19 protein-coding genes and 1 tRNA gene are annotated in these 22,340 nt (G+C 49.2%); 14 read left to right on the top strand and 6 right to left on the bottom strand.

Annotated elements, in window-relative coordinates; translation table 11 throughout:
* Positions 1-86 precede the first annotated feature (86 nt).
* Positions 87-3,113 carry a DUF2723 domain-containing protein gene (locus ACFQRK_RS18630; protein ID WP_379009421.1) on the bottom strand — a complete coding sequence of 1,009 codons (3,027 nt, stop codon included), beginning with the start codon at positions 3,111-3,113 and terminating at the stop codon, positions 87-89.
* Between the two features lie 164 nt (positions 3,114-3,277).
* Between ACFQRK_RS18630 and ACFQRK_RS18625 the strand changes: the two genes are divergently transcribed.
* The 4 genes from ACFQRK_RS18625 to pth all read left to right on the top strand — a co-directional run bounded on the left by ACFQRK_RS18625 (position 3,278) and on the right by pth (position 5,719).
* Positions 3,278-3,348: transfer RNA gene (locus ACFQRK_RS18625), tRNA-Gln, on the top strand.
* Between the two features lie 113 nt (positions 3,349-3,461).
* Positions 3,462-4,406 (top strand): ribose-phosphate pyrophosphokinase, encoded by a 945-nt coding sequence (locus ACFQRK_RS18620; protein WP_379009420.1) that lies wholly within the window; start codon positions 3,462-3,464, stop codon positions 4,404-4,406.
* Positions 4,407-4,464: 58 nt separating this feature from the next.
* Entirely contained in the window at positions 4,465-5,055 is a 591-nt protein-coding gene (locus ACFQRK_RS18615; RefSeq protein ID WP_379009419.1) for a 50S ribosomal protein L25/general stress protein Ctc, read from the top strand.
* 97 nt (positions 5,056-5,152) lie between these two features.
* On the top strand, positions 5,153-5,719 hold the full coding sequence (gene pth, locus ACFQRK_RS18610; RefSeq protein WP_379009418.1) for an aminoacyl-tRNA hydrolase: 567 nt from the start codon (positions 5,153-5,155) through the stop codon (positions 5,717-5,719).
* Positions 5,720-6,084: 365 nt separating this feature from the next.
* On the opposite strand, the gene ACFQRK_RS18605 is transcribed toward pth, so the two are convergent.
* The 4 genes from ACFQRK_RS18605 to ACFQRK_RS18590 form a co-directional block, all read right to left on the bottom strand.
* Positions 6,085-6,915: an Rpn family recombination-promoting nuclease/putative transposase gene (locus tag ACFQRK_RS18605; protein ID WP_379009417.1), complete on the bottom strand. Its 831-nt coding sequence runs from the start codon at positions 6,913-6,915 to the stop codon at positions 6,085-6,087.
* Between the two features lie 267 nt (positions 6,916-7,182).
* Entirely contained in the window at positions 7,183-7,317 is a 135-nt protein-coding gene (locus ACFQRK_RS18600) for a hypothetical protein (RefSeq protein ID WP_379009416.1), read from the bottom strand.
* 407 nt (positions 7,318-7,724) lie between these two features.
* Complete coding sequence (locus tag ACFQRK_RS18595) at positions 7,725-9,287, bottom strand: TonB-dependent receptor plug domain-containing protein (protein ID WP_379009415.1); 1,563 nt, start codon at positions 9,285-9,287, stop codon at positions 7,725-7,727.
* Positions 9,288-9,289: 2 nt separating this feature from the next.
* The gene (locus tag ACFQRK_RS18590; protein ID WP_379009414.1) at positions 9,290-9,655 is read right to left on the bottom strand and encodes a BlaI/MecI/CopY family transcriptional regulator; all 366 of its coding nucleotides are present in this window, start codon (positions 9,653-9,655) and stop codon (positions 9,290-9,292) included.
* Between the two features lie 303 nt (positions 9,656-9,958).
* On the opposite strand from ACFQRK_RS18590, the gene ACFQRK_RS18585 reads away from it, so the two are divergent.
* The 8 genes from ACFQRK_RS18585 to ACFQRK_RS18550 all read left to right on the top strand — a co-directional run bounded on the left by ACFQRK_RS18585 (position 9,959) and on the right by ACFQRK_RS18550 (position 19,162).
* Positions 9,959-11,245 carry a citrate synthase gene (locus ACFQRK_RS18585; protein WP_379009412.1) on the top strand — a complete coding sequence of 429 codons (1,287 nt, stop codon included), beginning with the start codon at positions 9,959-9,961 and terminating at the stop codon, positions 11,243-11,245.
* 165 nt (positions 11,246-11,410) lie between these two features.
* Entirely contained in the window at positions 11,411-12,484 is a 1,074-nt protein-coding gene (nuoH, locus tag ACFQRK_RS18580; protein ID WP_379009411.1) for an NADH-quinone oxidoreductase subunit NuoH, read from the top strand.
* A gap of 140 nt (positions 12,485-12,624) precedes the next feature.
* The gene (locus tag ACFQRK_RS18575; protein ID WP_379009410.1) at positions 12,625-13,185 is read left to right on the top strand and encodes a 4Fe-4S binding protein; all 561 of its coding nucleotides are present in this window, start codon (positions 12,625-12,627) and stop codon (positions 13,183-13,185) included.
* A complete protein-coding gene (locus ACFQRK_RS18570; protein ID WP_379009407.1) occupies positions 13,140-13,733 on the top strand; it encodes an NADH-quinone oxidoreductase subunit J in 594 nt (197 codons plus the stop codon). Before ACFQRK_RS18575 ends, ACFQRK_RS18570 begins: the two co-directional genes overlap by 46 nt.
* Positions 13,730-14,035: an NADH-quinone oxidoreductase subunit NuoK gene (gene nuoK, locus ACFQRK_RS18565; protein ID WP_379009406.1), complete on the top strand. Its 306-nt coding sequence runs from the start codon at positions 13,730-13,732 to the stop codon at positions 14,033-14,035. The genes ACFQRK_RS18570 and nuoK overlap by 4 nt, the downstream gene beginning before the upstream one ends.
* A 2-nt stretch (positions 14,036-14,037) precedes the next feature.
* Positions 14,038-16,035, top strand: coding sequence for an NADH-quinone oxidoreductase subunit L (gene nuoL, locus ACFQRK_RS18560; protein ID WP_379009403.1), 1,998 nt, complete (start codon positions 14,038-14,040; stop codon positions 16,033-16,035).
* Positions 16,032-17,636, top strand: coding sequence for a NuoM family protein (locus tag ACFQRK_RS18555; RefSeq protein ID WP_379009402.1), 1,605 nt, complete (start codon positions 16,032-16,034; stop codon positions 17,634-17,636). The genes nuoL and ACFQRK_RS18555 overlap by 4 nt, the downstream gene beginning before the upstream one ends.
* A gap of 29 nt (positions 17,637-17,665) precedes the next feature.
* Entirely contained in the window at positions 17,666-19,162 is a 1,497-nt protein-coding gene (locus tag ACFQRK_RS18550; protein ID WP_379009401.1) for an NADH-quinone oxidoreductase subunit N, read from the top strand.
* Between the two features lie 148 nt (positions 19,163-19,310).
* Here the strand turns inward: ACFQRK_RS18550 and ACFQRK_RS18545 are convergent, their stop codons facing one another.
* On the bottom strand, positions 19,311-20,618 hold the full coding sequence (locus ACFQRK_RS18545; RefSeq protein ID WP_379009400.1) for a PQQ-dependent sugar dehydrogenase: 1,308 nt from the start codon (positions 20,616-20,618) through the stop codon (positions 19,311-19,313).
* Between the two features lie 446 nt (positions 20,619-21,064).
* Here ACFQRK_RS18545 and ACFQRK_RS18540 point away from each other — a divergent pair, with 446 nt between their 5' ends.
* Entirely contained in the window at positions 21,065-21,706 is a 642-nt protein-coding gene (locus tag ACFQRK_RS18540) for a DUF6266 family protein (RefSeq protein WP_379009397.1), read from the top strand.
* An 11-nt stretch (positions 21,707-21,717) separates the two neighbouring features.
* The gene (locus ACFQRK_RS18535; protein ID WP_379009396.1) at positions 21,718-22,278 is read left to right on the top strand and encodes a DUF6266 family protein; all 561 of its coding nucleotides are present in this window, start codon (positions 21,718-21,720) and stop codon (positions 22,276-22,278) included.
* The last annotated feature ends 62 nt before the right edge of the window (positions 22,279-22,340 follow it).

Below are 22,340 nucleotides of genomic sequence, written 5' to 3'. Positions count from 1 at the left end.
GCCTAAAAATAAGCGATAAACCGATCAGGCGAACCCACCAACCCCGGATTTAACATTTTTTAACACGCCGGCCGGCTTTGTGGCAATCAATTAGCGGGCGCTCCGCCGAAGAACTTGGCCTCATATTGGCCAAACGTCTTCTCGACGCGTGCGGCTAAGTCGGTTTGACCGTGTTCCTTTGCCGCCTCTGCAAACCGATTCAGCGTAAACATGCTGTACTGGATGTTCTGCATTTCCAGGTTGGGTTTTGTCTCGGCAATCGCCGCGAAGTAACGAAGCTGTTCGTCCAGGTATTTGACGTTTCGTTCAACCAACGCATTGGCCTTATCCGTCTCCCCTACCGCATACAGGTTTTCCGTAAGAAACGAATAGCCATACGCATCCATGATGCGGTAAATACGCTCCGGCATATATTCCAGCGCATTGTTGAGTAACTTTTTCGCCTCTTCCTTTTTACCTTCGGCAATCAACGCCTCGGCGGGTGCCGAGTAGACGTTATTCAGGATCAAGCTCACCATCCGATAGGATTCCGGATCCAGGTACGGCGAATTGCGGATATTACCCCAGACATACTTGTTAAGTGCATGGTCATAGATCGCGTCGGCATTCACCAGTCCCTGGGAAGTGTTTTGTTTCACGTTAATCGGCATAAGTCGCAATGCAAACCCTTCGGATACCAGGTACTTATCCAATCCCATAAAGTTATCACTTGGAACGGTCGTTGCAAAATAAATCGGCCGCTCCCAATTGTTGTTCACCAGGATATCCATAATGGCCAATTCAGCCCGCGATACATAATTCCGGTTATACGTCCATTGCATGACATTGGTAATGCTGTCCTGCCACACCTGGGGAACCACATTGTGTTTCATCACGTCTTCCCGGTTAATGGTAAGCTGCAAATTTTTCGTGGGCAAAAAGTTCTCCGGTTGCTCACTTTGTACCTGGCGTTTATCGTTCGGATTGTCCGACAGCATCAATGCCACGATATTTTTCAACTCGACTGACCCCGGAATTTTGGCGTCCTGATAGTAGATAACGTCTCGCACGCCTTTCACATATTTTTCATCCGGAATGGTAATGGGCAACGGCGCAGCTTCGTTCACTTGATCTTTCATCTGGCGCACATACCAATCGGCGCTAAGCAAGCTCAGGTTTACAATCCGGATATCCGGCCTCACATTTTCAACCTCCTGTACATACCACAGTGGATACGTGTCGTTATCCCCATAGGTAAAGAGAATGGCATTCGGAGCACAGGATTCCAGGTAATTCTTAGCGATGTCGCGGGCCAGGAATTTCTCGGAACGGTCGTGGTCGTCCCATCCGTCTTTGGCCAGGATAATCGGCCCTGCCAGCAGTCCGATGACGGTTGCAATCCAACCTGCGGTCCGCACGTTGACCTTCTTGCTCAGCCAGTCGGTGATCCCCACCACGCCGAGTCCAATCCAGATGGCAAAAGCATAGAAGGAACCTGCATAGGCATAATCCCGTTCACGGGGCTGCAGCGGTGTCTGATTGAGGTAGAGCACAATTGCCAGTCCGGTCATAAAAAATAAAAGTCCCACGACACCCGCATCCCGCTGCCGGCGTTTGAAATGCCAAAACGCGCCGATCAACCCTAAAATGAGCGGCAGGAAATAAAATCGGTTATACGAAGGATCCGTCAATTGGGACTCCGGCAACGCGTCCTGGCCGCCCACATGCCATTGGTCAATGAATTTGAGGCCGCTGACCCAATTACCGGTAGTCAGGTCTCCATGGCCCTGCTGATCGTTCTGTCGGCCTACAAAATTCCATAAAAAGTACCTGCCGTACATATGCCCCACCTGATAGCTAAAGAAAAAGCGAAGGTTATCACCGAACGTAGGCTGCTCATTTTCGCCAAGGTTCAGGTAGCTACGGTAGTATTGCTGATGCGACGGTTCGCGGTTACTATAAATACGCGGAAACACCGTTTCCCGGTCGTATTGATAATCAAAATTACGACCAGCAATCTCGTATTTTTCTGTTCCCTTCCGATAGATGCTACTTCCATAGGTAACGTCGATGGGCCGGGAATCAAAGTAAGGCCCTTTGAAGAGCGGATTATCCCCATATTGCTCACGGTTCAGATAGCTCAGAAAGGCAAATGCATTGTCCGGATCACTGTTATTAAGCGTCGGGTTTGCCTTTGCGCGGATCAGGATCATCGCAAATGAGCTATAACCGAATACGATGAAGGCAAACGATAACAGGATGATATTGAGTAAGGGCTTTGCCTTTTGAATGGAATACCAGATCCCATAGCCAGTACCGCCAACCAGCAGCAGCGCAAAAACCAGTACACCCGAACCAAAACCCATGCCGAGCGTATTGACAAAAAACAGATCGAAATTTGCGGCAAATTTAATGAGGTATTGAATAATCCCCCAAAGCACCACAGCTACCACGACCAAACTGATCAGCAGCGCTTTCACAGCTCCGCCACTGGTCGCCTTCTCGGTACGGCGGAAATAAATGACCAGGGCAATTGCAGGTATCGCCAATAGGTTAAGCAGGTGCACACCGATGGAAAGTCCCATGATGTAAGCGATAAAAAGCAACCACCTATCGGCGCCGGCCTCGTCGGCATGCGCCTCCCATTTCAGGATAGCCCAAAACACCACCGCCGTGCAAAGTGAAGACATGGCATAAACTTCGGACTCCACGGCTGAAAACCAGAAGGTATCCGAAAACGTGTAAGCCAGCGCTCCCACGGCACCCGCCCCCATAATCTGTATCAGCCCTGCCTTGGTAAGTTCCGTACCCGGTTTCCATATCACCTTTCTAGCCAATGCTGTAATACTCCAGTACAAAAATACAATGGTCAATCCGCTCGACAGTGCCGATCCCACGTTCATCCAAAAGGCGATGCGTTCAGGGTTGCCGAACGCGAGGTTGGAAAAAACATTCTGCAACATGAGAAACAGAGGAGCACCTGGCTGGTGGACAATCTGCATCTTATAGGCCGAAGCAATAAACTCCCCGGTATCCCAGAAACTCGTAGTTCGTTCCAACGTTGAGATATATACCGCCGTGGCTATCAATCCGCACAACCAGCCTATGCTATTATTGATTTTATTGTAATTCATAAAAGTATTACACGTATGGTTTATCGTAAAATCACGCCCCGAAAATAAGGAATCCTCTGATAAATCGACCCTTCCAGTAAAAAATAAAATATTTTTGCAATAATTGTTAGATCCCCCTATATTTGCAGTCCCATTCGGAAGGGTGGCAAAATATAAAGTCAGATTGCCCGATAGTATAATGGTAGTACGACAGATTTTGGTTCTGTTTGTCTAGGTTCGAATCCTGGTCGGGCAACAAAAAAAATACGGATTGTCTTATTGGCAATCCGTAATTTTTTAACGTATATTAACGTTAAAATATCACAAAGATCCCAATCCATTGCAAACCCACAAAACGACAACGAAACAATGCCCTTGCAATTCAATCCGGTAAAGCTGTTTTCCGGCTCCGGCTCCACCGAATTATCTAAAAAGATCGCGCATTCTTATGGCAGAGACCTCGGTGAAATGACCGTTTCGCACTTCAGCGACGGTGAAATCCAACCATTCTACAACGAATCTGTCCGTGGATGCGACGTATTTCTGATTCAATCCACCAACCAACCGACAGATAACTTGTTTGAGCTGCTGCTGATGATTGACGCCGCCAAACGTGCCTCGGCACACTACATTACCGCGGTGGTTCCCTACTTCGGCTTCGCCCGGCAGGACCGTAAGGACAAGCCCCGGGTAGCTATCGGCGCCAAAATGATTGCCAACCTGATCACGGCCGCCGGCGCGCACCGCATCATGACGATGGACCTCCACGCCGCGCAGATCCAGGGTTTCTTCGATATTCCCGTCGACCATTTGGACGCTTCAGTGATCTTTGTACCGCATATTAAATCGCTCAATCTCCCGAACCTTACCATTGCTTCCCCGGATATGGGCGGATCCTACCGGGCGCGCACGTTCGCAAAATACTTCAACGCCGAAGTCGTGATCTGCGACAAGCAGCGTAAACGTGCCAACGAAATTGAGTCCATGTCGATTATCGGTGATGTCGAAGGACAAGACATCGTTCTTATCGACGACATCTGTGATACGGCAGGCACACTTTCGAAAGCCGCATCGCTCATTATGGAAAACGGTGCCACCAGCGTCAGAGCAGTATGTACGCATCCGGTATTATCGGGAAAGGCGTATGAGACCGTCGAAAATTCGGCACTGACCGAACTGATTGTAACAGACACCATCCCTGTCAAACACGAGAGTGAGAAAATCCGGGTGCTTTCAACGGCCGATTTGTTTGCGAACGCAATAAAGAATGTCAACGAGCACGGCTCCATCAGCAATCTTTTCAAGGTAGATTAGGAAATCCCGTTTTTTTGCGCTACCTTTGCGGCCTTAAATTTTTTAAAAAAATCATTCCATGAAATCAATTGCTATTAGCGGTTCTTTAAGAAAGAACGTAGGGAAACGAGATGCGAAAGAGCTGCGCTACGAGGGTAAGGTACCCGCAGTGCTCTACGGTGGTAAAGAACAATACCACTTTGCCGTATCCGCAACTGATTTGAAGCCGGCGATTTACACACCGGATGTTCATTTCATCGACCTGGATATCGATGGCAAAAAACACCAGGCCATCCTTCAGGACGCACAATACCATCCGCTTACGGATCAGGTGCGCCACGTGGACTTCCTCGAGTTAAACGACAAAAAGGAAGTTGCATTGAACATCCCGATCAAACTAACGGGCGCGTCTCCCGGTGTGAAGGTCGGTGGTAAATTGATCCAGAAGCTTCGCTCCCTCCGGGTAAAGGCACTTCCCAAAGATTTGCCGCAATACATCGAAGTAAGCCTCGAAACCCTTGAAGTAGGCAAATCGGTACAGGTGGGCAGCATTCAACTGGGAAATGCCAAAGTGCTCAATAATGCGGACGACACCATCGTGTCTGTAGTCATGTCCCGCGCGCTGCGTCAGGCTGAACAAGAAGCCGCTAAAGCCGATAAGAAAAAGTAAGTTTATACTGCGCATCTATGACGCACAGGCGAAAAGCATCAGCCCTATCGGTTGGTGCTTTTTGTTTATATCCATCCAATGAATAACTTCGCACAAAATGGCAAAAAAGCAGTTAATCGTAGGCCTTGGCAACATCGGAGCAGAATATGCGGATACCCGTCATAACATCGGCTTCATGGTAGCCGATGAGCTGGCCAAACAGGCCGGCGCAACGTTTTCCACCTTGCGATATGCCTATTATACCGAGTACAGCTATCGGGGCAACCACGTACACGTCATTAAACCGACCACGTATATGAATCTGAGTGGTAAAGCCGTCAATTACTGGATGCATGAACTCAAAATACCGTTGGAGAACATCCTGGTAATTGTTGATGAAATTGCCCTGCCGTTTGGAAAACTCCGGCTTCGGGCAAAGGGCAGCAGTGCGGGCCACAATGGATTGAAGAGCATCGAAGCGTTATGCGGCGGACAAGCCTATCCACGGTTGCGATTCGGCGTGGGAGATAACTTTCCCAAAGGCAGGCAGGTAGATTACGTATTAAGTGGTTTCGACGATGACGAACTCATGGAGTTACCCCAACTCATCAACCGCTCGGTAGAGCTTGTCCATAGCTTCATCCACATCGGCATAGAAAGAACGATGAATCTGTTTAATACGTAAATGCATGGAAACCGACCTCAATCGCTATGACATCCAAAAAATTGACGTCATGAACTGTCCCGTCGGCCGATCGCTCGACTTTCCCGATTGGACAGCTGACCGAATACCTGGATCATCCGGCGAAGCTATGCCAGGATGTTGAGGCCCGAAGATTATTGCTTGCAGTATGGAAAAAGCCAATGATTCTTAGGCTGTTTCTTGTCATTAAGTCGAAGTGTTTGCAGGTATTCTTTATTGAGAACATCTTTTTGAAATACCGCCCAATTGCCCGAATTCTTCCAGTTTTCCGGCAATTGTCCTGGATTCCATACATCATTTTGCCTTTGGAGACGCTGATTTGATTGTAGCGCCAAAGTCCATAAAGTCTATTTCTTTTTTTTGGCCAAACCGGCTCGGACCTTACGCACAAAGTCAATGTCAACTTCCGCAATCCGGGCTGCTTGCTCGTCTGACAGACCGAGTTCCAAAATAAGGTTTTCTACCACGTCGTAGCTTTTCTTTTGGGCGCCTCTGCGGTAGAGTATATCCCTTTCTTCTTTGAAAAATTTGCTTACCGTCTCCATAACACTATCAAATAATGGTACCACACTGCTGCGCAACTGGACAAAGATACGCATTTGATTGAAAAACCTGCTCTCGGCAAAATCGCCTGTTGTGTGGGCTTTGACACCTTCCACGATTCGTTTCACCGCATCAAGCTCGTCATCATTTCCAAAGTTACTCAAAATTCCCAACATTTTCACCTCTGGGCTTTCGGACTTGAGAAAGAGCTTGTAGCTGGCGGTTGATATGGGGATGAGGTTGTAGGAAAATGTATGGCTTTCCTCGTTGAATGATAAAGGCATGGACATCCGTCTCTCGCCAAGGTAAATGACGTACTGTTTAACTGGCAACCGGTACCTACGCATCAGCATAACACTATATTCGGCCATACGATACACCATCTCTCTGTCGTTCTTTACCTGAAACTCGATTTGGAGCACATAAGTGCTGCCAGTAGTATCGGTCACTTTTTTTAGCACATCGGGCTTCCTTTCCTTAGTGTGCTGCACGTCGTCCGGCAATTCTTCACTGGCTACGATGTCCAAGCCCAATATCTCCTTGATAATAACTGGCAGGGTTATTTCAAGGTTTTCCTGAAGAATCTTGTCATATTGGTTGGATTGCGATTGGTTGTCCTTTTTCTCTTTGGGCATGATGCGAATACAGGGATTTTAAGCGGGGCTGTCGGCCAATGATCTTGATGGTCAGGTCGGTTGCAATGGCCGGGCCTACACCTCGGCCACCTCCGCATCCTCCATGATGATCCTGGATATCTCCTTTCACGGCTATGTTTTACTTGGCGGTTGAAAAAGAAAGAAGCGACTGGCTGGGATCGGGTGCCTTTACCGTGGCCCGCCCCGGTAGCGATGGTATGACCTGCTCTTTGAATGGGTCTTTTGGCGAGGTAGCTCTGTATTTGTTCACGAATGTGCGGCACTCAGTACCTTGTTCCCGTGGGTACCTTCACCACGGGCTTGCTGTTGTACTCCACGAAGCACGTTATCGGCGTTGGTTTGGTGACTCCCGTTTCCCTCAACCGGAAATTGATGCCACATTCGATTTTACCGTTTTGTTCATAATCCCCCTGGTTTAAACCGTTAAACAACAATACAAAACAGCAAATATCGGGAAATACATAAGGCATCGGGGTTCTTAAAAACCACCTTCAATCGAAGGCCTTAATGATATCCAGTCTTCTTTTCTAATACTATCCCATATGGCTTCAGCCATGGCGATCCGCTCAGCAACGCTCAGGCCTAATATATCTGTAAGTTGAACCATAATGACAATCGCAGTGATATGACACTTAAACAAATTGCCGCGTATAACAAACCCCAGCTATACAAAAGGTTCCAGCCCTCAGATCACACTCAAGAAGTTTTGGAAACCAGCGACTTTTCCGACACACCCCGGAAGCTAAGGAAAATCGTTGCGCACTGTACCAGTTACTAATTCACCTTTCCTACTTTTGCTTCAATGTGATTTCAACGACTCCGTTCTTCCCTTTTTCCCCGTATTTTTCCTCGGCTTTTTTCCCTTTCCAAACGTGGATTGAATGAATATCTGGAGGTGGTATCTTTTTAGATTCTTCAGCGCTAATTTCTTTGCCATCAACCACGTATAATATTCCTTTGTCGCTTTTGCCTGGCCAGGCACTGCCTCTGACATTCCCTTTTGCTTCGTATGACTTGGCTGAATCGGTCAACCGAATCGTATCCGCCGTTATGGAAATCGTGTGATCGTCGGTAATGGTAGTGATTGCCGATTGCCGGGATTCTCCTTCATTCGACAGTGTCTGAGTTTTTCCTTTCTCCCCTTCCTTTTTCGTCGTGATCAACACTACCCCATTTGCACCTCGACTACCATATAACGTTGTTGCCGAGCCACCTTTCAACACGGAAATGCTCTCGATGTTATTGGGATCAACAATACCGTTTAGCGTTCTATCGGGCAGCTCCTTACCATCAAGTATAAGAAGGGGCTCAGGTTGCGTGGTATCCGTCCGCCCGGTTACACGGATTTTTGTGAGCTTTTCTTTCGTCGAGTCTTGTGGTAGCGGTTCGACATCCACAAAAACAATTTCGCTTTTTTCTCGGCCGGTTGAATCCTTCCCAGTCCCATTTGTAGTGATTGGATCTGCAACCGAACCTGGTACATCATCCTCATACGCCTTACTCACCGTAAACACCAGCACAAATGCGGCGATTACAGGCACCGCCAATACATACTTACCCAGTTGTAACCGGGACGATCTTTGTCTGTTCATCATCATGATACGTCGTTTTAAACTTTTAAAATTAAAACCATTACCGATATCAGCATGCCGGCCTGACCGCTGCCCTATGGCCAGTAAGCTGTATTGGTACACTTCCCTATCCACCCCACTCAATAGCACTTTTCGATCAGTGAGAAATTCCAGGTTTTCACGGACGGCAGCGCGCATCCACCATAACGCCGGATTAAACCAGGACAATACACTGCCTATTTCGGCCAGCAATACATCAAACGTGTGCAGGCCATCCACGTGAACCTGTTCGTGCTTAAAAATTTCCTTCAAATCCCGCGGCTCATGGTTATGCACATTTACATAAATATGCTGCCAGAAGGAAAACGGCAAAATGTCACCGAACACCTGACGGTATCGGAACCAATGCCATACCGAAGGCTGCGATTGCCGATGGATACGCCACAGGCTTAACAACCGGACCACCAGCCTCACTGCGAACCAACAGCTGCCTATTCCGATCAACCCCATCGCCCATATCCACCAATCAAAGGTGTCCACCGGAACGTGTTGCCAATCCGGCACCACATAAATTACTTCAGCGGGCAGCCCACGTTCGGATACTTCCAGCCACGTGTCGATGTCTACGAGCGGATACGTGAAGGAAAAAACCAAGGAAAACAAAAGGTAAAATCGGTTGAGACTATAAAAAGTCAGTTTGCGCAACAACAACCGGTATCCCAGATAAAACAGAATAACCGATAGGTTGGCCTTCAACAGGTATACGATCAGATCGGGCATAACTAGTTATTTTTGTGGTCTTTAATCATCCGGATAATTTCATCCAGTTCATCCGCACTGATTTTCTCCTCTTTCGCGAAGAAGCTGACCAATTCTTTATAGGAATTCTTGAAGTATTCACTCACAAAACCACTCATAAACGACTTCTTATACTCCTCTTCATCAACCATCGCTTCATATCGATACGCATTGGCATATTTCACGGCCTTTACATAACCTTTGCGTTGCAGATTCTTAATGGTCGAAGCAAGGGTCGTATAAGGAACCTTTTCCTCCGGCATGATATCCAGCAATTCTTTGATAAAACCGCCCCGGTTGCGCCATATTAATTGCATGGCCTCCTCTTCCTGTTGTGTTAGCTTTTCCATCAGAAATACGTTAATATCGTAAAGGTACGAAAATTTCGTAATAAAGCAAAGTTATTTGCATTTTTTCTCATTTAACATTGCAACCCTGGCAAACAACCCGACCTGCCCCACATTAACTTACGTAAAAAAGGCATCAATAATCTGTTCAAACGCTTTTATTCTTTCCCAATTTCATTACATTTCCGCTAATGAAAAAATTCAAGATTGGCAGTGGAGAGAACGATAAATTAACATTTATATGCAATGCAATATGTTGCATATAAATGCTAATTTATCTATGTTTGCAATTCATCCAAAAAAATTATGTCAGAAACAGCTTCGATATCAATAAACGGCAACTCTTACGATTTACCCGTCATCACGGGTACTGAAAACGAACAAGGCATTGACATCTCTAAACTGAGAGATTTATCCGGTGCGGTTACGGTAGACCCGGGATATAAGAATACCGGCGCAACGAAAAGCGAAATCACTTTTTTGGATGGTGAGAAAGGCATCTTGCGTTACCGGGGGTACCCCATTGAACAATTAGCTGAACAATCGACATTTTTGGAAGTGGCGTATTTACTTATCTATGGTGAATTGCCGTCGGCCGCCACACTCGCGGATTTCCGCACCAAAATCAGCCGGCACACGCTGATCCATGAAGACATGAAGAAATTTTTCGATGGTTTTCCGTCGAAGTCGCATCCGATGGGTCAGTTATCCTGCCTGGTAGGAGCCTTGTCTGCGTTTTATCCCGAATCACTCGACCCCAATCCCAGTGAGGAAGACGAAAACCTCACCATCATGAAGTTATTGGCAAAGATGCCTACCATTGTTTCATGGATTTATAAGAAGTCATTGGGTCATCCCGTTATTTATCCGCGCAATGAGCTCAACTATGTGCATAACTTCCTGAACATGACGTTCGGCCAAATTACCGAAGATATTACCATCGACAAATCGGTTGTCAGTGCCATGCACAAACTTCTGATTCTGCATGCGGATCACGAGCAGAACTGCTCCACTTCCACGGTGCGCATCGTAGGGTCTTCGAACGCAAATCTATACGCCTCCATATCTGCTGGTATTTCCGCCCTTTGGGGGCCGTTGCATGGCGGCGCCAACCAGGCGGTTATCGAGATGCTCGAAAACATCAAAAACGATGGCGGCGACAGTGCCAAATGGCTGGCCAAAGCCAAAGACAAAAACGATCCGTTCCGTTTGATGGGCTTCGGACACCGTGTATATAAAAATTTTGATCCGCGTGCTAAAATCATTAAACAGGCCTGTGACGAAGTGCTGGAAAGACTGGGCATTAACGATCCGGTGCTGGACATTGCGAAAGAATTAGAGGAAGCGGCACTGAAAGATCAATATTTCGTAGACCGGAAACTGTATCCGAACGTAGACTTTTATTCCGGCATCATTTACCGGGCATTGGGATTCCCGACCGACATGTTTACCGTACTCTTTGCCCTGGGCAGATTACCCGGCTGGATAGCCCAGTGGAAGGAAATGAAGGCCAACAAAGAGCCGATCGGACGCCCGCGGCAAATTTATACCGGCAGCACCCAACGGGATTACGTGCCGCTTAACCAACGTTAATCAAGAGAAAGGCAAGCCGGATGGCGAGTCCATGCGGCTTGCGCGAGTAACTGCGGAGCATTCATGAGCACCTATAAAAACAGGACTCTGCGAATAATCTATCAACTTACTATATATTATCCCGCCAAATCCTTATGTTTGCACGATATTTTAGCATAGGACAAATTGGCCTTTTACATTACATATATCGGTATTGGTATTGCGCTGTTTGGGTTCATTGCCGGTTTCACGTTGTTTGCGGTATACAGTGAACGGAAGATAGCCGGATTTGTCCAGGACCGGCTCGGCCCGATGGAAACCGGCAAGCATGGTACGCTGCAGACCCTGGCCGATATCCTCAAGCTTATCCAAAAGGAGTTTATCACGCCCGCCGCGGCCGACAGGATTCTGTTCGTCGTTGCACCCGTCCTCATTTTCATAGCGGTATTCTTAGGGTTCGTTGTCATGCCCTGGGCACCCGAACTGGCTCCATCGTCCCTGAATCTGGGACTCTTTTATGTCATCGCCATTATCTCCGTCGATGCCATTGGGCTATTGATGGCAGGCTGGGGTTCAAACAACAAGTTCTCCCTCCTGGGATCCATGCGGGCGGTAGCACAGATTGTTTCTTACGAAATTCCTTCCGGCCTAGCGCTCATCTCAGCCGTTATGATCACCCAAACGTTGCAAATGCAGGAGATGGTTGTGAATCAGGGAATCCTGTCGGAAAACACGTTATTGTTTCTGGGAGTCTGGGACGTATCCAGCATTGGCGGCTTTTTCGCCTGGCATGTATTCCAGGCTCCGCATCTACTGGTTGCCTATGTGATTTTTTTCATTGCCTCGCTCGCAGAATGCAACCGGGCTCCGTTTGACATCCCCGAAGCTGAATCCGAATTGGTGGGAGGTTTCCATACCGAATACGGAGGGCTCCGATTTGCCTTCGTCTTCCTCGCGGAATACGCCATGATGTTCCTGGTGGCCATGATTGGCGTGGTGGTATTCCTCGGCGGTTGGAATAGCCCGCTACCCAATATGGGTGCGATTAAACTTGCTACGTGGACTACCGGATGGATCTGGGGCGTTTTTTGGACGCTTTCGAAGACGCTGCTGGTGGTAGGCATACAGATGTGGATCCGCTGGACGCTTCCCCGACTCCGGGCCGATCAGTTAATGGCGCTGTGCTGGAAGGTGCTCACGCCGTTGGCTTTCCTATGCATGGCCATTTCAGGGATTTGGCGGGTATGGGTAATGGTGTGAGGAAACTAGGGAGCAAGGGAACTAGGGAGCAGGGGAACAAGAAAGTAATGAACAAGAAAACTAGAAATAAAGCACAACGTTGGCGGCCGACTACCGATAGTTACGATAGTTAATAGCTGACTGCTGATAGCCGAAAAAAAATGTTTAAAATAGCGTTACAAGCCTTCATTACCGCAGCGAAAGGACTAGCGATCACACTCGCTCACCTCTTCGGCGCACGCCGTTCGCGTGAAGTGCTTGACGTGCGCAAAAGCGATTACTTTGATAAGCAACAGGGGGTTACCACGGTACAATTTCCGAGGGAAAAGATGCCGATTCCCGAGGTAGCACGCTATCAGCTGGATGTGGAAATCGACGATTGCATCGTCTGTGACCTGTGTGCAAAGGCTTGTCCCGTGGATTGCATCACCATCGACTCGATCAAAGCGACCGATGTGATTGGCAAAACCTCCGATGGAAGCGTAAAACGTCTATATGCCGCAAAATTTGATATCGATATGGCCAAATGCATGTACTGCGGTTTATGCACCGTCGTATGCCCCACCGAATGCATCACCATGACGGATCAATACGACCGCAGTATGACCAACTTGGCCGAACTGACTTATTCGTTTGCCGAGATGACGCCGACCGAAATCGAAGAGAAAAAGCGTGAATGGACCAAATTCCAGGCCGAAAAGGAGGCGGCCAAAAGGAGCTGATGAGCATGACCGCACTCCTGTTTTATGGTTTTGCCACGGTTGCGATTGCGTCTGCATGGCTGCTGGTGAGTATACGCAATATAGCCCGATCGTTGTTTTTGTTTTTCATTGTCCTTTTTTCGGTCGCAGGATTGTATGTATTTGCGTTGGCCGACTTTGTGGCAATCACGCAGATCTTAGTGTATGTGGGGGGCGTATTGGTACTGATGCTCTTCGCCTTCATGCTCTCCAACAAGGAATTACTCAAGGATCTGCAAGTAGGGGTTTCCCATTTCTTTGCCTTGCCTGCGTGGCAGTCCGCCGTCATTGCAGCTTCATTTCTTGCCGTCCTGATCTACACTTCCCTTCAGCTGGGAGCGGAAGAGCCTTCATGGATTTCAGCCTCCCGTGAAAAGGATACGGTCATTATGCCGACGGATCAGACGATACAGCACATCGGTATACAGCTTATGACCCGATACTTGTTGCCTTTCGAAATTGTCTCGGTTCTGCTGATGGCAGCATTGATCGGCGCCGCTCACCTTACAAGGAAGGAGGCTAAGCCGTGATCCCGCTTACCCATTTCCTGATCGTAGGCGCTTGCTTGTTTGCAGCAGGCCTGTATGCGGTATTGGCCCGGCGCAACGCTATTTTGGTGTTGGTAGGCATTGAGCTGATGATCAATGCGTCAATTTTGAATCTGGTTGCGTTCGGCCGGTATGATAAAATGCTATACGGCGGACAGGTGTTTGCCCTGTTTGCGATTGTATTGGCAGCCGCAGCCGTAGCCGTGGCGTTGGCTATTATTCTCAATGTGTATAAATTCCATAAATCGGTAAATCCGGAAGACATTAAAAACTTAAAGGATTGATTTTGCCTGCAACCGCACTCACATATCCGCTACTGGCCGCCCTATCCGCGGTGCTATTGCCATTTCTGGGATTCCTCTTGTCCGCGGCACTTGGCAAAAAAGCCGGAAACGGTGCGATTGCTATTTCCGCGATTTCACTAAGCCTGGTAGCGGCGGGGTATGCCTTCAGCCAGGTATGGAACCAGGAGCCCATTCACGTGCAATGGAACTGGTTCACCGTCGGTTCCCAAGAATTCCACGTAGGACTGATGCTCGACAACATGGCGGTGTTGATGCTTGTACTGGTGTGCCTGATTGCGCTGCCCGTACACGTCTACTCGGCCGCCTACATGAAGGGAGATCCGGGCATTCACCGCTATTGGACGTACTTGAGTCTTTTTTGCTTTGCCATGCTGGGATTGGTAGTTGCCGACAACCTGCTGCTGATGTATGTCTGCTGGGAGCTTGTGGGATTTGCCTCCTATCTGCTCATCGGTTTTTGGTTTACCAAAGACGCCGCCGTTCAGGCCAATAAAAAAGCCTTCATTATCAATCGGATCGGGGATCTCGGCTTTCTCATTGGCATCGCCCTTACGTATAGTCACCTCGGCACCTTGGATATCGGGGCACTCGTTGCCGCTCCGGAAACGCTGCCGGCACCCTGGCTTACCGTGGCCGGGCTGGCGTTTTTCCTTGGCGCGATGGCCAAATCCGCGCAATTTCCGCTTCATGTATGGCTGCCGGATGCCATGGAAGGACCGACATCGGTGTCCTCCCTCATCCATGCCGCTACCATGGTAGCCGCAGGCGTGTTTTTGCTTGCCCGCATTTTTCCGGTGTTCAACGAGACGGTCCTGCTGGTGATCGCCGCGACGGGTGCTATAACGGCATTGGTGGCAGCCTATTTCGCCTTGACGCAATTTGACATTAAAAAAATACTGGCTTTTTCCACCATCTCGCAATTGGGCTTCATGATGGTCGGCATCGGTATCGGCATGTATCCGGTTGCGCTGTTTCACCTTTCCACGCACGCATTCTTCAAATGCTTGTTGTTTCTATGCGCCGGTGCGGTTATTCACGAGATGCAGCACATCAAGGAAACACATGGACTGGCCATCGACCCTCAGGATATCCGCAATATGGGCGGATTGCGTAAGCATATGCCCCTTACGTTTGCTGCGATGCTTATCGCCTCGCTGGCACTCGCCGGGTTTCCTTTTACCAGCGGCTACCTTTCCAAAGATGCGCTGATCGTCCATTCGTTTGAATGGGCAGCGCTCCAACCCGGGGCCGCCAAACTCATTCCCTATGTACTGGCCCTGGTAAGCATGCTGACCAGCTTCTACATTCTACGGCTCCTGGCAAAGGTCTTCTTTGGCTCTTTTTCCGTGACCTCGGCTAACGGTACCCTTCGACCTCACGAAGCTCCTGCCAAGATGCTCGTCCCCATGCTTTTTTTAGCGGGATGCTCACTTTTCCCGTTATTTTCAATCCATCCCTTGAACGACGGTCATGTGTGGCTGATGCAGGGATTGACCACTACGGTCTCTACGTTGCCGCCACTCCGGATGCTGCATCTCGTCATTCCGCTGCTGACCGCCTCGGCAACGTGTATCGCCGCGACCGTTGCGTGGCATTGGTACGTCAATGGAAGATATCCCTTGAAGACTACCGGCCTGTTTTACCGGTTATCCCAAAACCAGGGCTATCTGGACACGCTGTATGATGCCACCGTGGTCCGCCCCATCCTCCGGCTGTCACGTCTATTGCTATGGGCGGATCACTACATCGTCGACCGTGCGGTGAACGGCCTTGCTGCACTGGGCCGCTCCTTTGCTGCGACGGCAGCGTGGATAGACCAACGCCTCGTAGATGGCCTTGTGCGACTGGTCGGAAAGCTTGCATGGGGGCTCGGCAACGTATTCCGGCGTCTTCAAACCGGGCGCGTGCAACATTACTTTACTACGTTATTTTTGCTAATTTTGGTAATCCTGCTTTATCATATCGTCGTTCTCCTATGAACCCGCACCTATTGACCCTACTTATTTTCATACCGTTGGCGGCCGCGCTCTTAATGGCTTTCATTCCCGCCGGGAAAAAGGCCATCTATAAATATGTTGCACTGTTCACGGGAATACTACAGCTGATATTGAGTGGGGGTATGTACTACCTCTTCCACCCCAAAGGGGCTGGAATTACCGATGAACGCCTATATCAGTTCGTCGACCGTACGCCCTGGATACGCCTGGACCTTGGTAGTCTCGGACAACTGGAAGTCGATTATTTTGTCGGCGTCGACGGACTTTCCATGCCTTTTCTGTTTTTGACGGCACTGGTCATGATCATTGCTGTCGGTGCCTCCTGGAACATCCAGAAAAGCGTCAAAGGTTATTTTATCCTGTTGATGATCCTCGATATGGCTGTCATGGGCGTTTTTGGTGCCCTGGATTTCTTCCTGTTTTACATCTTTTATGAGTTGATGCTGCTGCCGTTGTATTTCCTGATCGGCATTTGGGGCGGTGCACGGCGCGAATACGCGGCCATCAAGTTCTTTCTCTACACGTTATTCGGATCGGTGTTCATGCTCCTTGTCATTGTAGGCCTCTATTTCTCGGTCACCAATCCAGAAACGGGCGCTCACACATTCAACATGTTGTACATGATGAATCCGGCAAACTACGCACCGGACGCGATTTTCTCGATCGCTGCCAATCATGAGCTGGTCGGCATTTCCGCCCGTTTGCTGGGCTTTATCGTGTTGTTCGTTGCCTTTGCCATCAAGGTACCTATTGTACCGCTGCATACGTGGTTGCCCGATGCGCACGTGGAAGCTCCCACGCCCATTTCCATCATACTGGCGGGCATTTTGCTCAAAGTGGGGGGCTATGGCATATTGCGCATCTGTTTCAGTATATTTCCAGACGCAGCCCAACAATCTGCATGGTGGCTGGGGCTCATCGGCGTGGTATCGATCATTTATGGCGCATTGGTGGCACTTGCCCAACGCGACCTGAAACGCATGATTGCCTATTCATCGGTATCCCACATGGGGTTCGTGTTGCTTGGTATTGCTTCGCTCACTACGGAGGGAACGGCCGGAGCGATGTTCCAGATGATCAGCCACGGCTTTCTCTCTGCCGCGCTGTTTTTCCTGGTCGGCATGCTGTATGACCGCGTACACGACCGCAACATCTATCACTTCCGGGGACTGGCGAGTATAATGCCCCGGTTTACCGTCTTTGTTGCCATTACGTTTTTTGCATCGCTTGGCCTACCCGGTTTTTCGGCATTCATTGGCGAAGCATTCGTCATCATAGGCGCCTTCAACGCCGAAAGCGTAAATGGCATCCTCCCCCGCTGGATGGCTATTGCCGGTTCGCTGGGCATCCTTTTGAGCGCCGCTTATTTCCTGTGGACATTGCAACGCATGTTTTTTGGTCAAACGCGCCTAAAAGGAGGCGAAGAATGGACAAAGGCCCTTACCGACGCATCTCCGCGCGAGACCCTCATTATGTTGCCGATGCTTGGGTTGGCACTGGCCCTGGGCATATTTCCGGCATTGGCATTCGACAAGATCAATGCATCGGTATTGGCACTGGTGGAGTTGGTGGTTACTAATTGAAGTTGAGAACTGAAAGTTGAGAATTGACAATGCCCCAACTACTACCCGATATTAGCGATAAACTGGATCATATCCTCGCAGGATTGCCGATGTTGCTGCCCGAAATGGTACTGGCGATTACGTTTCTTGGTAGCATCGGCACCGGATTGTTCCTGGACAAGCGGTGGAAGCACGGCACATTTGTCGTCACCGCTGCGGGTATTCTATTGGCGGGGGGGTATAGCCTGTTGCAATTGTCAATGCCCACAGCAGTGGATCTGCTATTCGGGATGCTTGACGCAGATGCCTTCGGCCGATATACCCGCGTCCTTACCGCGGCTGTCTGTTTCCTATTCGTTCTGTTTGTACAGGCAAATCCAGGCTTCAGCACACATCCGAAGAAAACGGCCGATCTGTACAGCATCCTGTTGGCGGTTCACATCGGGCTGAACCTGATGGCCATGGCTACCAATTGGCTCATGGTGTTCGTCGCCATCGAAATGGTGTCCATCGGATCGTACCTCATGGTTGGTTATCTCGCCAAGGATGCTCGACAGACAGAAGCCTCCATGAAGTATGTACTTTTTGGGTCGGTTTGTGCTGCCGTGATGCTATACGGCCTCTCCTTTCTGTATGGATTCACGGGCAATCTGGACTTTACATCTGTTGCTCATATTCAGGGACTAACCGGCACGGCACCCGTACTTATCGCAATGGCATTGCTGCTGGTCTTTACGGGTATTGGATTCAAACTTTCATTCGTGCCTTTCCATTTCTGGACGCCCGACGTGTACCAAGGTGCGCCTACACCGGTGACTGCCTTTCTTTCTACCGCTCCAAAGATCGCCGGCATCGCGTTGCTTGCGCGGGTCCTATACGCTTGGCCGGTGGAAAGTATGGCCTATCAATACCTGCATACGCTGATACTGGTATCGGCCGTCGTTACCATGCTGCTGGGCAATCTGGCCGCATTGCGTCAAACCGACGTAAAACGGATGATGGCTTACTCATCCATCGGCCACACGGGCTTTCTCATGATGGCGGTGCTGGCCTATTCTGCGGGAGATTATGCTGTTCTCCTGTTTTACCTATCCATATACGCGTTAATGAATATGGGGGTATTCATGTTGGTCGACCACGTGGAAGTATGCACCGGCGCCACCGATGTACGTGAGTATCATGGGTTGGGAAAGGTAATGCCCGTCACTTTCGTTGGCTTCGTCGTCCTGCTGGTTTCCCTTACCGGGTTACCTCCCACAGCAGGATTTGTCGCCAAGCTGCTGGTCTTTACGTCGGTTTTTGGCAACTGGCAACTGACCGGCAACCCGGGCATGATTATTCTGCTTATCGTCGGGGCACTCACGACCGTTATTTCCCTCTTTTACTATTTCAAAGTACCCCTGAATGCATTTCTTCGGAAATCGGAGGAATCTATCGATATCAGACCAACTCAATCCTACCTCGTTTTGATAGCGACGCTGACCGTCTTAGCGGTATTGCTGCTGGGTATTTTCCCCGATTGGTTGGTCGGCACCTTCCAAAAATAAAAAGTGCCCCCAGATCTTAAGAAAATGGCCGGTCTAATAATAGCATCTTAAATCCGAGCCATTTGTGTATTTTTGGTGACGGTCTCAACAAAAACATGAAATCGAATGTGAATACGCAATCAGTCCCCTCTGAGTAAGCGGAATAGATTTACTCCGGCATCACCGCCCAAATCGTATTTCCGGCGTCATCCGCTACTAGCATGTATCCGTTTCCCGTGAACGTGACTCCCACCGGACGGCCATACACTTCCCCTTTTTCCGCATCCGCAATGAATCCGGTGAGAAAATCTTCGGGCATACCCTGCGGCTCACCGTTTTCAAACGGTACGTACAGGACCTTATAACCTACAAATTCCGACCGGTTCCACGACCCGTGCTGACCGATGTAAGCACCCGGTTTAAATCCCTTGTTTCTACTGAACGCCAACCCAAGCGATGCGGTATGGGAACCCAACGCATAGTCGGGTACGATGCTTTTTGAAACCAGATCTTTGTGTTTACCTGACCAATTCGGGTCCGGATTCGGACCCCAATAAGCATACGGCCACCCGTAGAAGCCCCGCTCCTTTACAGCCGTGATATAATCCGGCACCAACGCATCGCCCAACTCGTCCCGTTCATTTACGGCGGTCCACAAGGCTCCCGTTTGCGGTTCCCAATCCATTCCAACGGGATTACGCAGTCCCGAAGCGTATACGCGCTCGCCTGTGCCGTCTGGATTGATCTCCAGAATATTGGCCCGGCGTACCTCGTGTTCCATACCGTTTTCACCCACGTTGCTGCCCGAGCCAACGGAAATATAGATTTTGCTACCATCGGCATTGGTCACGATATTTCGTGTCCAATGATTGTTATATCCGCCCGCAGGCAAGTTCAGCACTTTCTCTCCTTCGGTTACGATACTGGAAGCTTCCGGATCGTAGGGGAACCGCCACAAACCATCCGTATTGGTCACGTAGAAATGGTTGTCCAGTACCAGCATCCCGAAAGGCCGGTTTAACCCATCAAGATACACCCGTTGGAAATCCGATTGGCCGTCGCCATCCGTATCCCGAAAGAGGATAATCTGGTGCGAACTTACCTCCAGATTTTCATTCCGAGATTTGGCCTTGCCGCTCACCAAATCTTTGATCCGTTCTAACCCCCGCTTCACGCTGCGGGCCTCGGACACGAACAAATCGCCATTAGGGGCTTCATAGATCCACCGGGGGCTGTTCAGACCCTCAGCAAATCGGATTACTCGATATCCTTCTGGGGCTGTAGGTGCTCTTCCTTCCGGCCATCCGATCACCTTGGACAATTTCGTTGCGGATGGTGTGGCTTTTGGGTCTGGAAGGTTTACATCCTTTCCATATTCCATAATGACCTGTCCCTGAGCTGACAATAAATTCGTAAACAAGCTGATGATTAAGACGGTATATTTTTTGAAAGGAATTGCGGAATGTGCCGATACCATAATACAAGCGATTAAAATGTTGTGGATAGCTAACAAGCCACTGTCCCCAATGTTTGGATCGTTTTATCTTATCCTTTGGACTCATCTGCTACAGTCCATAATCCGGCCCAAGACGATTATCGTCGGTACATTGCCGGGTTCCAAAAGCGTTGGCGATTCCCAAAAACCGCTGAGAAGAGATTCATCATTTTTTCAATGATAAAATAGATTAAAAATTATAAAAATCTTACTGTGTACTCAGTATTTATCGTCTTTCTACTGTCTTTTCATCGTCTTTTTACCGCGTTTTTGTCAATTAAAAGACCTCAATAAATATATTATGAATATTAAAATTATAAGGGTTATAAATAAATCATATAAATTTTATGGTAATATATTTTGGAACACCTATCGGAATTTTTTAAACTTGTTCTTGGAAACGGATTGATAACCAATTGATAAGCAATATGGCAACTTTTAAAGAAGGTATAAATGGTCCATTCAAAGGCAAAGTAGGTAGCGTGATTGGCAGCAGCTGGCGAAAAATCCCTTACATGAAGGGGATGCATACAATCAAGCGCAACAAGCTCAAGCCTTCGGAGAAGCAAGCCGTACAGCATCAGAAGTTCAAGCTACTCAACCAGTTTTTTATGAAGATCACTCCGGTGCTTGATATCGGCTTCCGTAGTCTTACCAGCCGGGCCACCGCGAAAAACGCCGCCTTCAGCTACAATTATGACCATGCGTTCGTGGAGGAGGGCGACCAAGTCACGCTCAACTACCCGGCGCTGAAATTTAGCCACGGATCGCTGTACACCGCAGGGGCGGAAAAGGCAATATTGACCCACGAAGGAGTCAAAGTCGTGTGGAACCCCAAGACCTATGGCGTGGGTGGTGCTATGGACGATGTGGGCTACGCCATCGGCTACAGCGTTTCATTAGATTTGCTCCTTTGCCAAACCGCCCTGCGGCATGAAGGAGAGGCGTTCATCTCTTTTGACGAAGCGGTAAGGGGAAACGAGCTACATGTGTGGCTGTTCTTTGCCGATAGCAGGAAAAAACAGGTGTCCCGTACCGAATACCTCCCGTTGACAGACGCCGAAATCTAACTCAAAAAACCATGGATTTTTTCTACGACAAGAGCAAACCGAAGGTGAAGGAGAAATCGTATGGCAAACTAGCCGTGCAGCAGCGGCTGCGTCTGGCGATGGCATTCCTTAATCCGCTGCGTTCCATCATCGCTGAAACCTGGCTGGGCTACGGCAAGGGCAACAAAAGCAAGGCTTTTGGCCAGGCGCTCAAGAAGCTGATACAAGATGCTATCGAGGGTCAGTACCCCGATCAGCGGATCGTGCCCGACCGGGTGGCAATCAGCATGGGAATGCTTCCATCTGTGGATATACAGGACGTGGTACTCGGGCCGGAGGCGCTTGAAATCTATTTCTCCAGTGAAGAGAACCCACTGGCAAAAGCTGCGGATGAGGTTGTGCTGGTAGCGTACAGTCCGGACGCAGGTGTCGCCGGCCGCAACCCGGTCACCTGTACCCGCACGGAAGGGTATATCAAAGTGGACCTACCCCCGCAGCTGCAGACCGCACCGTTTCATGCATACCTTTTCCTGCACAGCACCAGCAAAAAGCAATACAGTAAGAGTGTGTACGTGGGGTACATCGGGCCTTGATCGGGGGCTTGCCATACGCGGGCCGGTGTATGGGACTCTGTGGTGTGCGAGACTTTGTCTGT

The sequence above is a fragment of the Parapedobacter sp. GCM10030251 genome (genome assembly GCF_042666505.1).
Classification (GTDB): domain Bacteria; phylum Bacteroidota; class Bacteroidia; order Sphingobacteriales; family Sphingobacteriaceae; genus Parapedobacter.
This window is presented reverse-complemented; position numbering and strand designations above follow the sequence as displayed.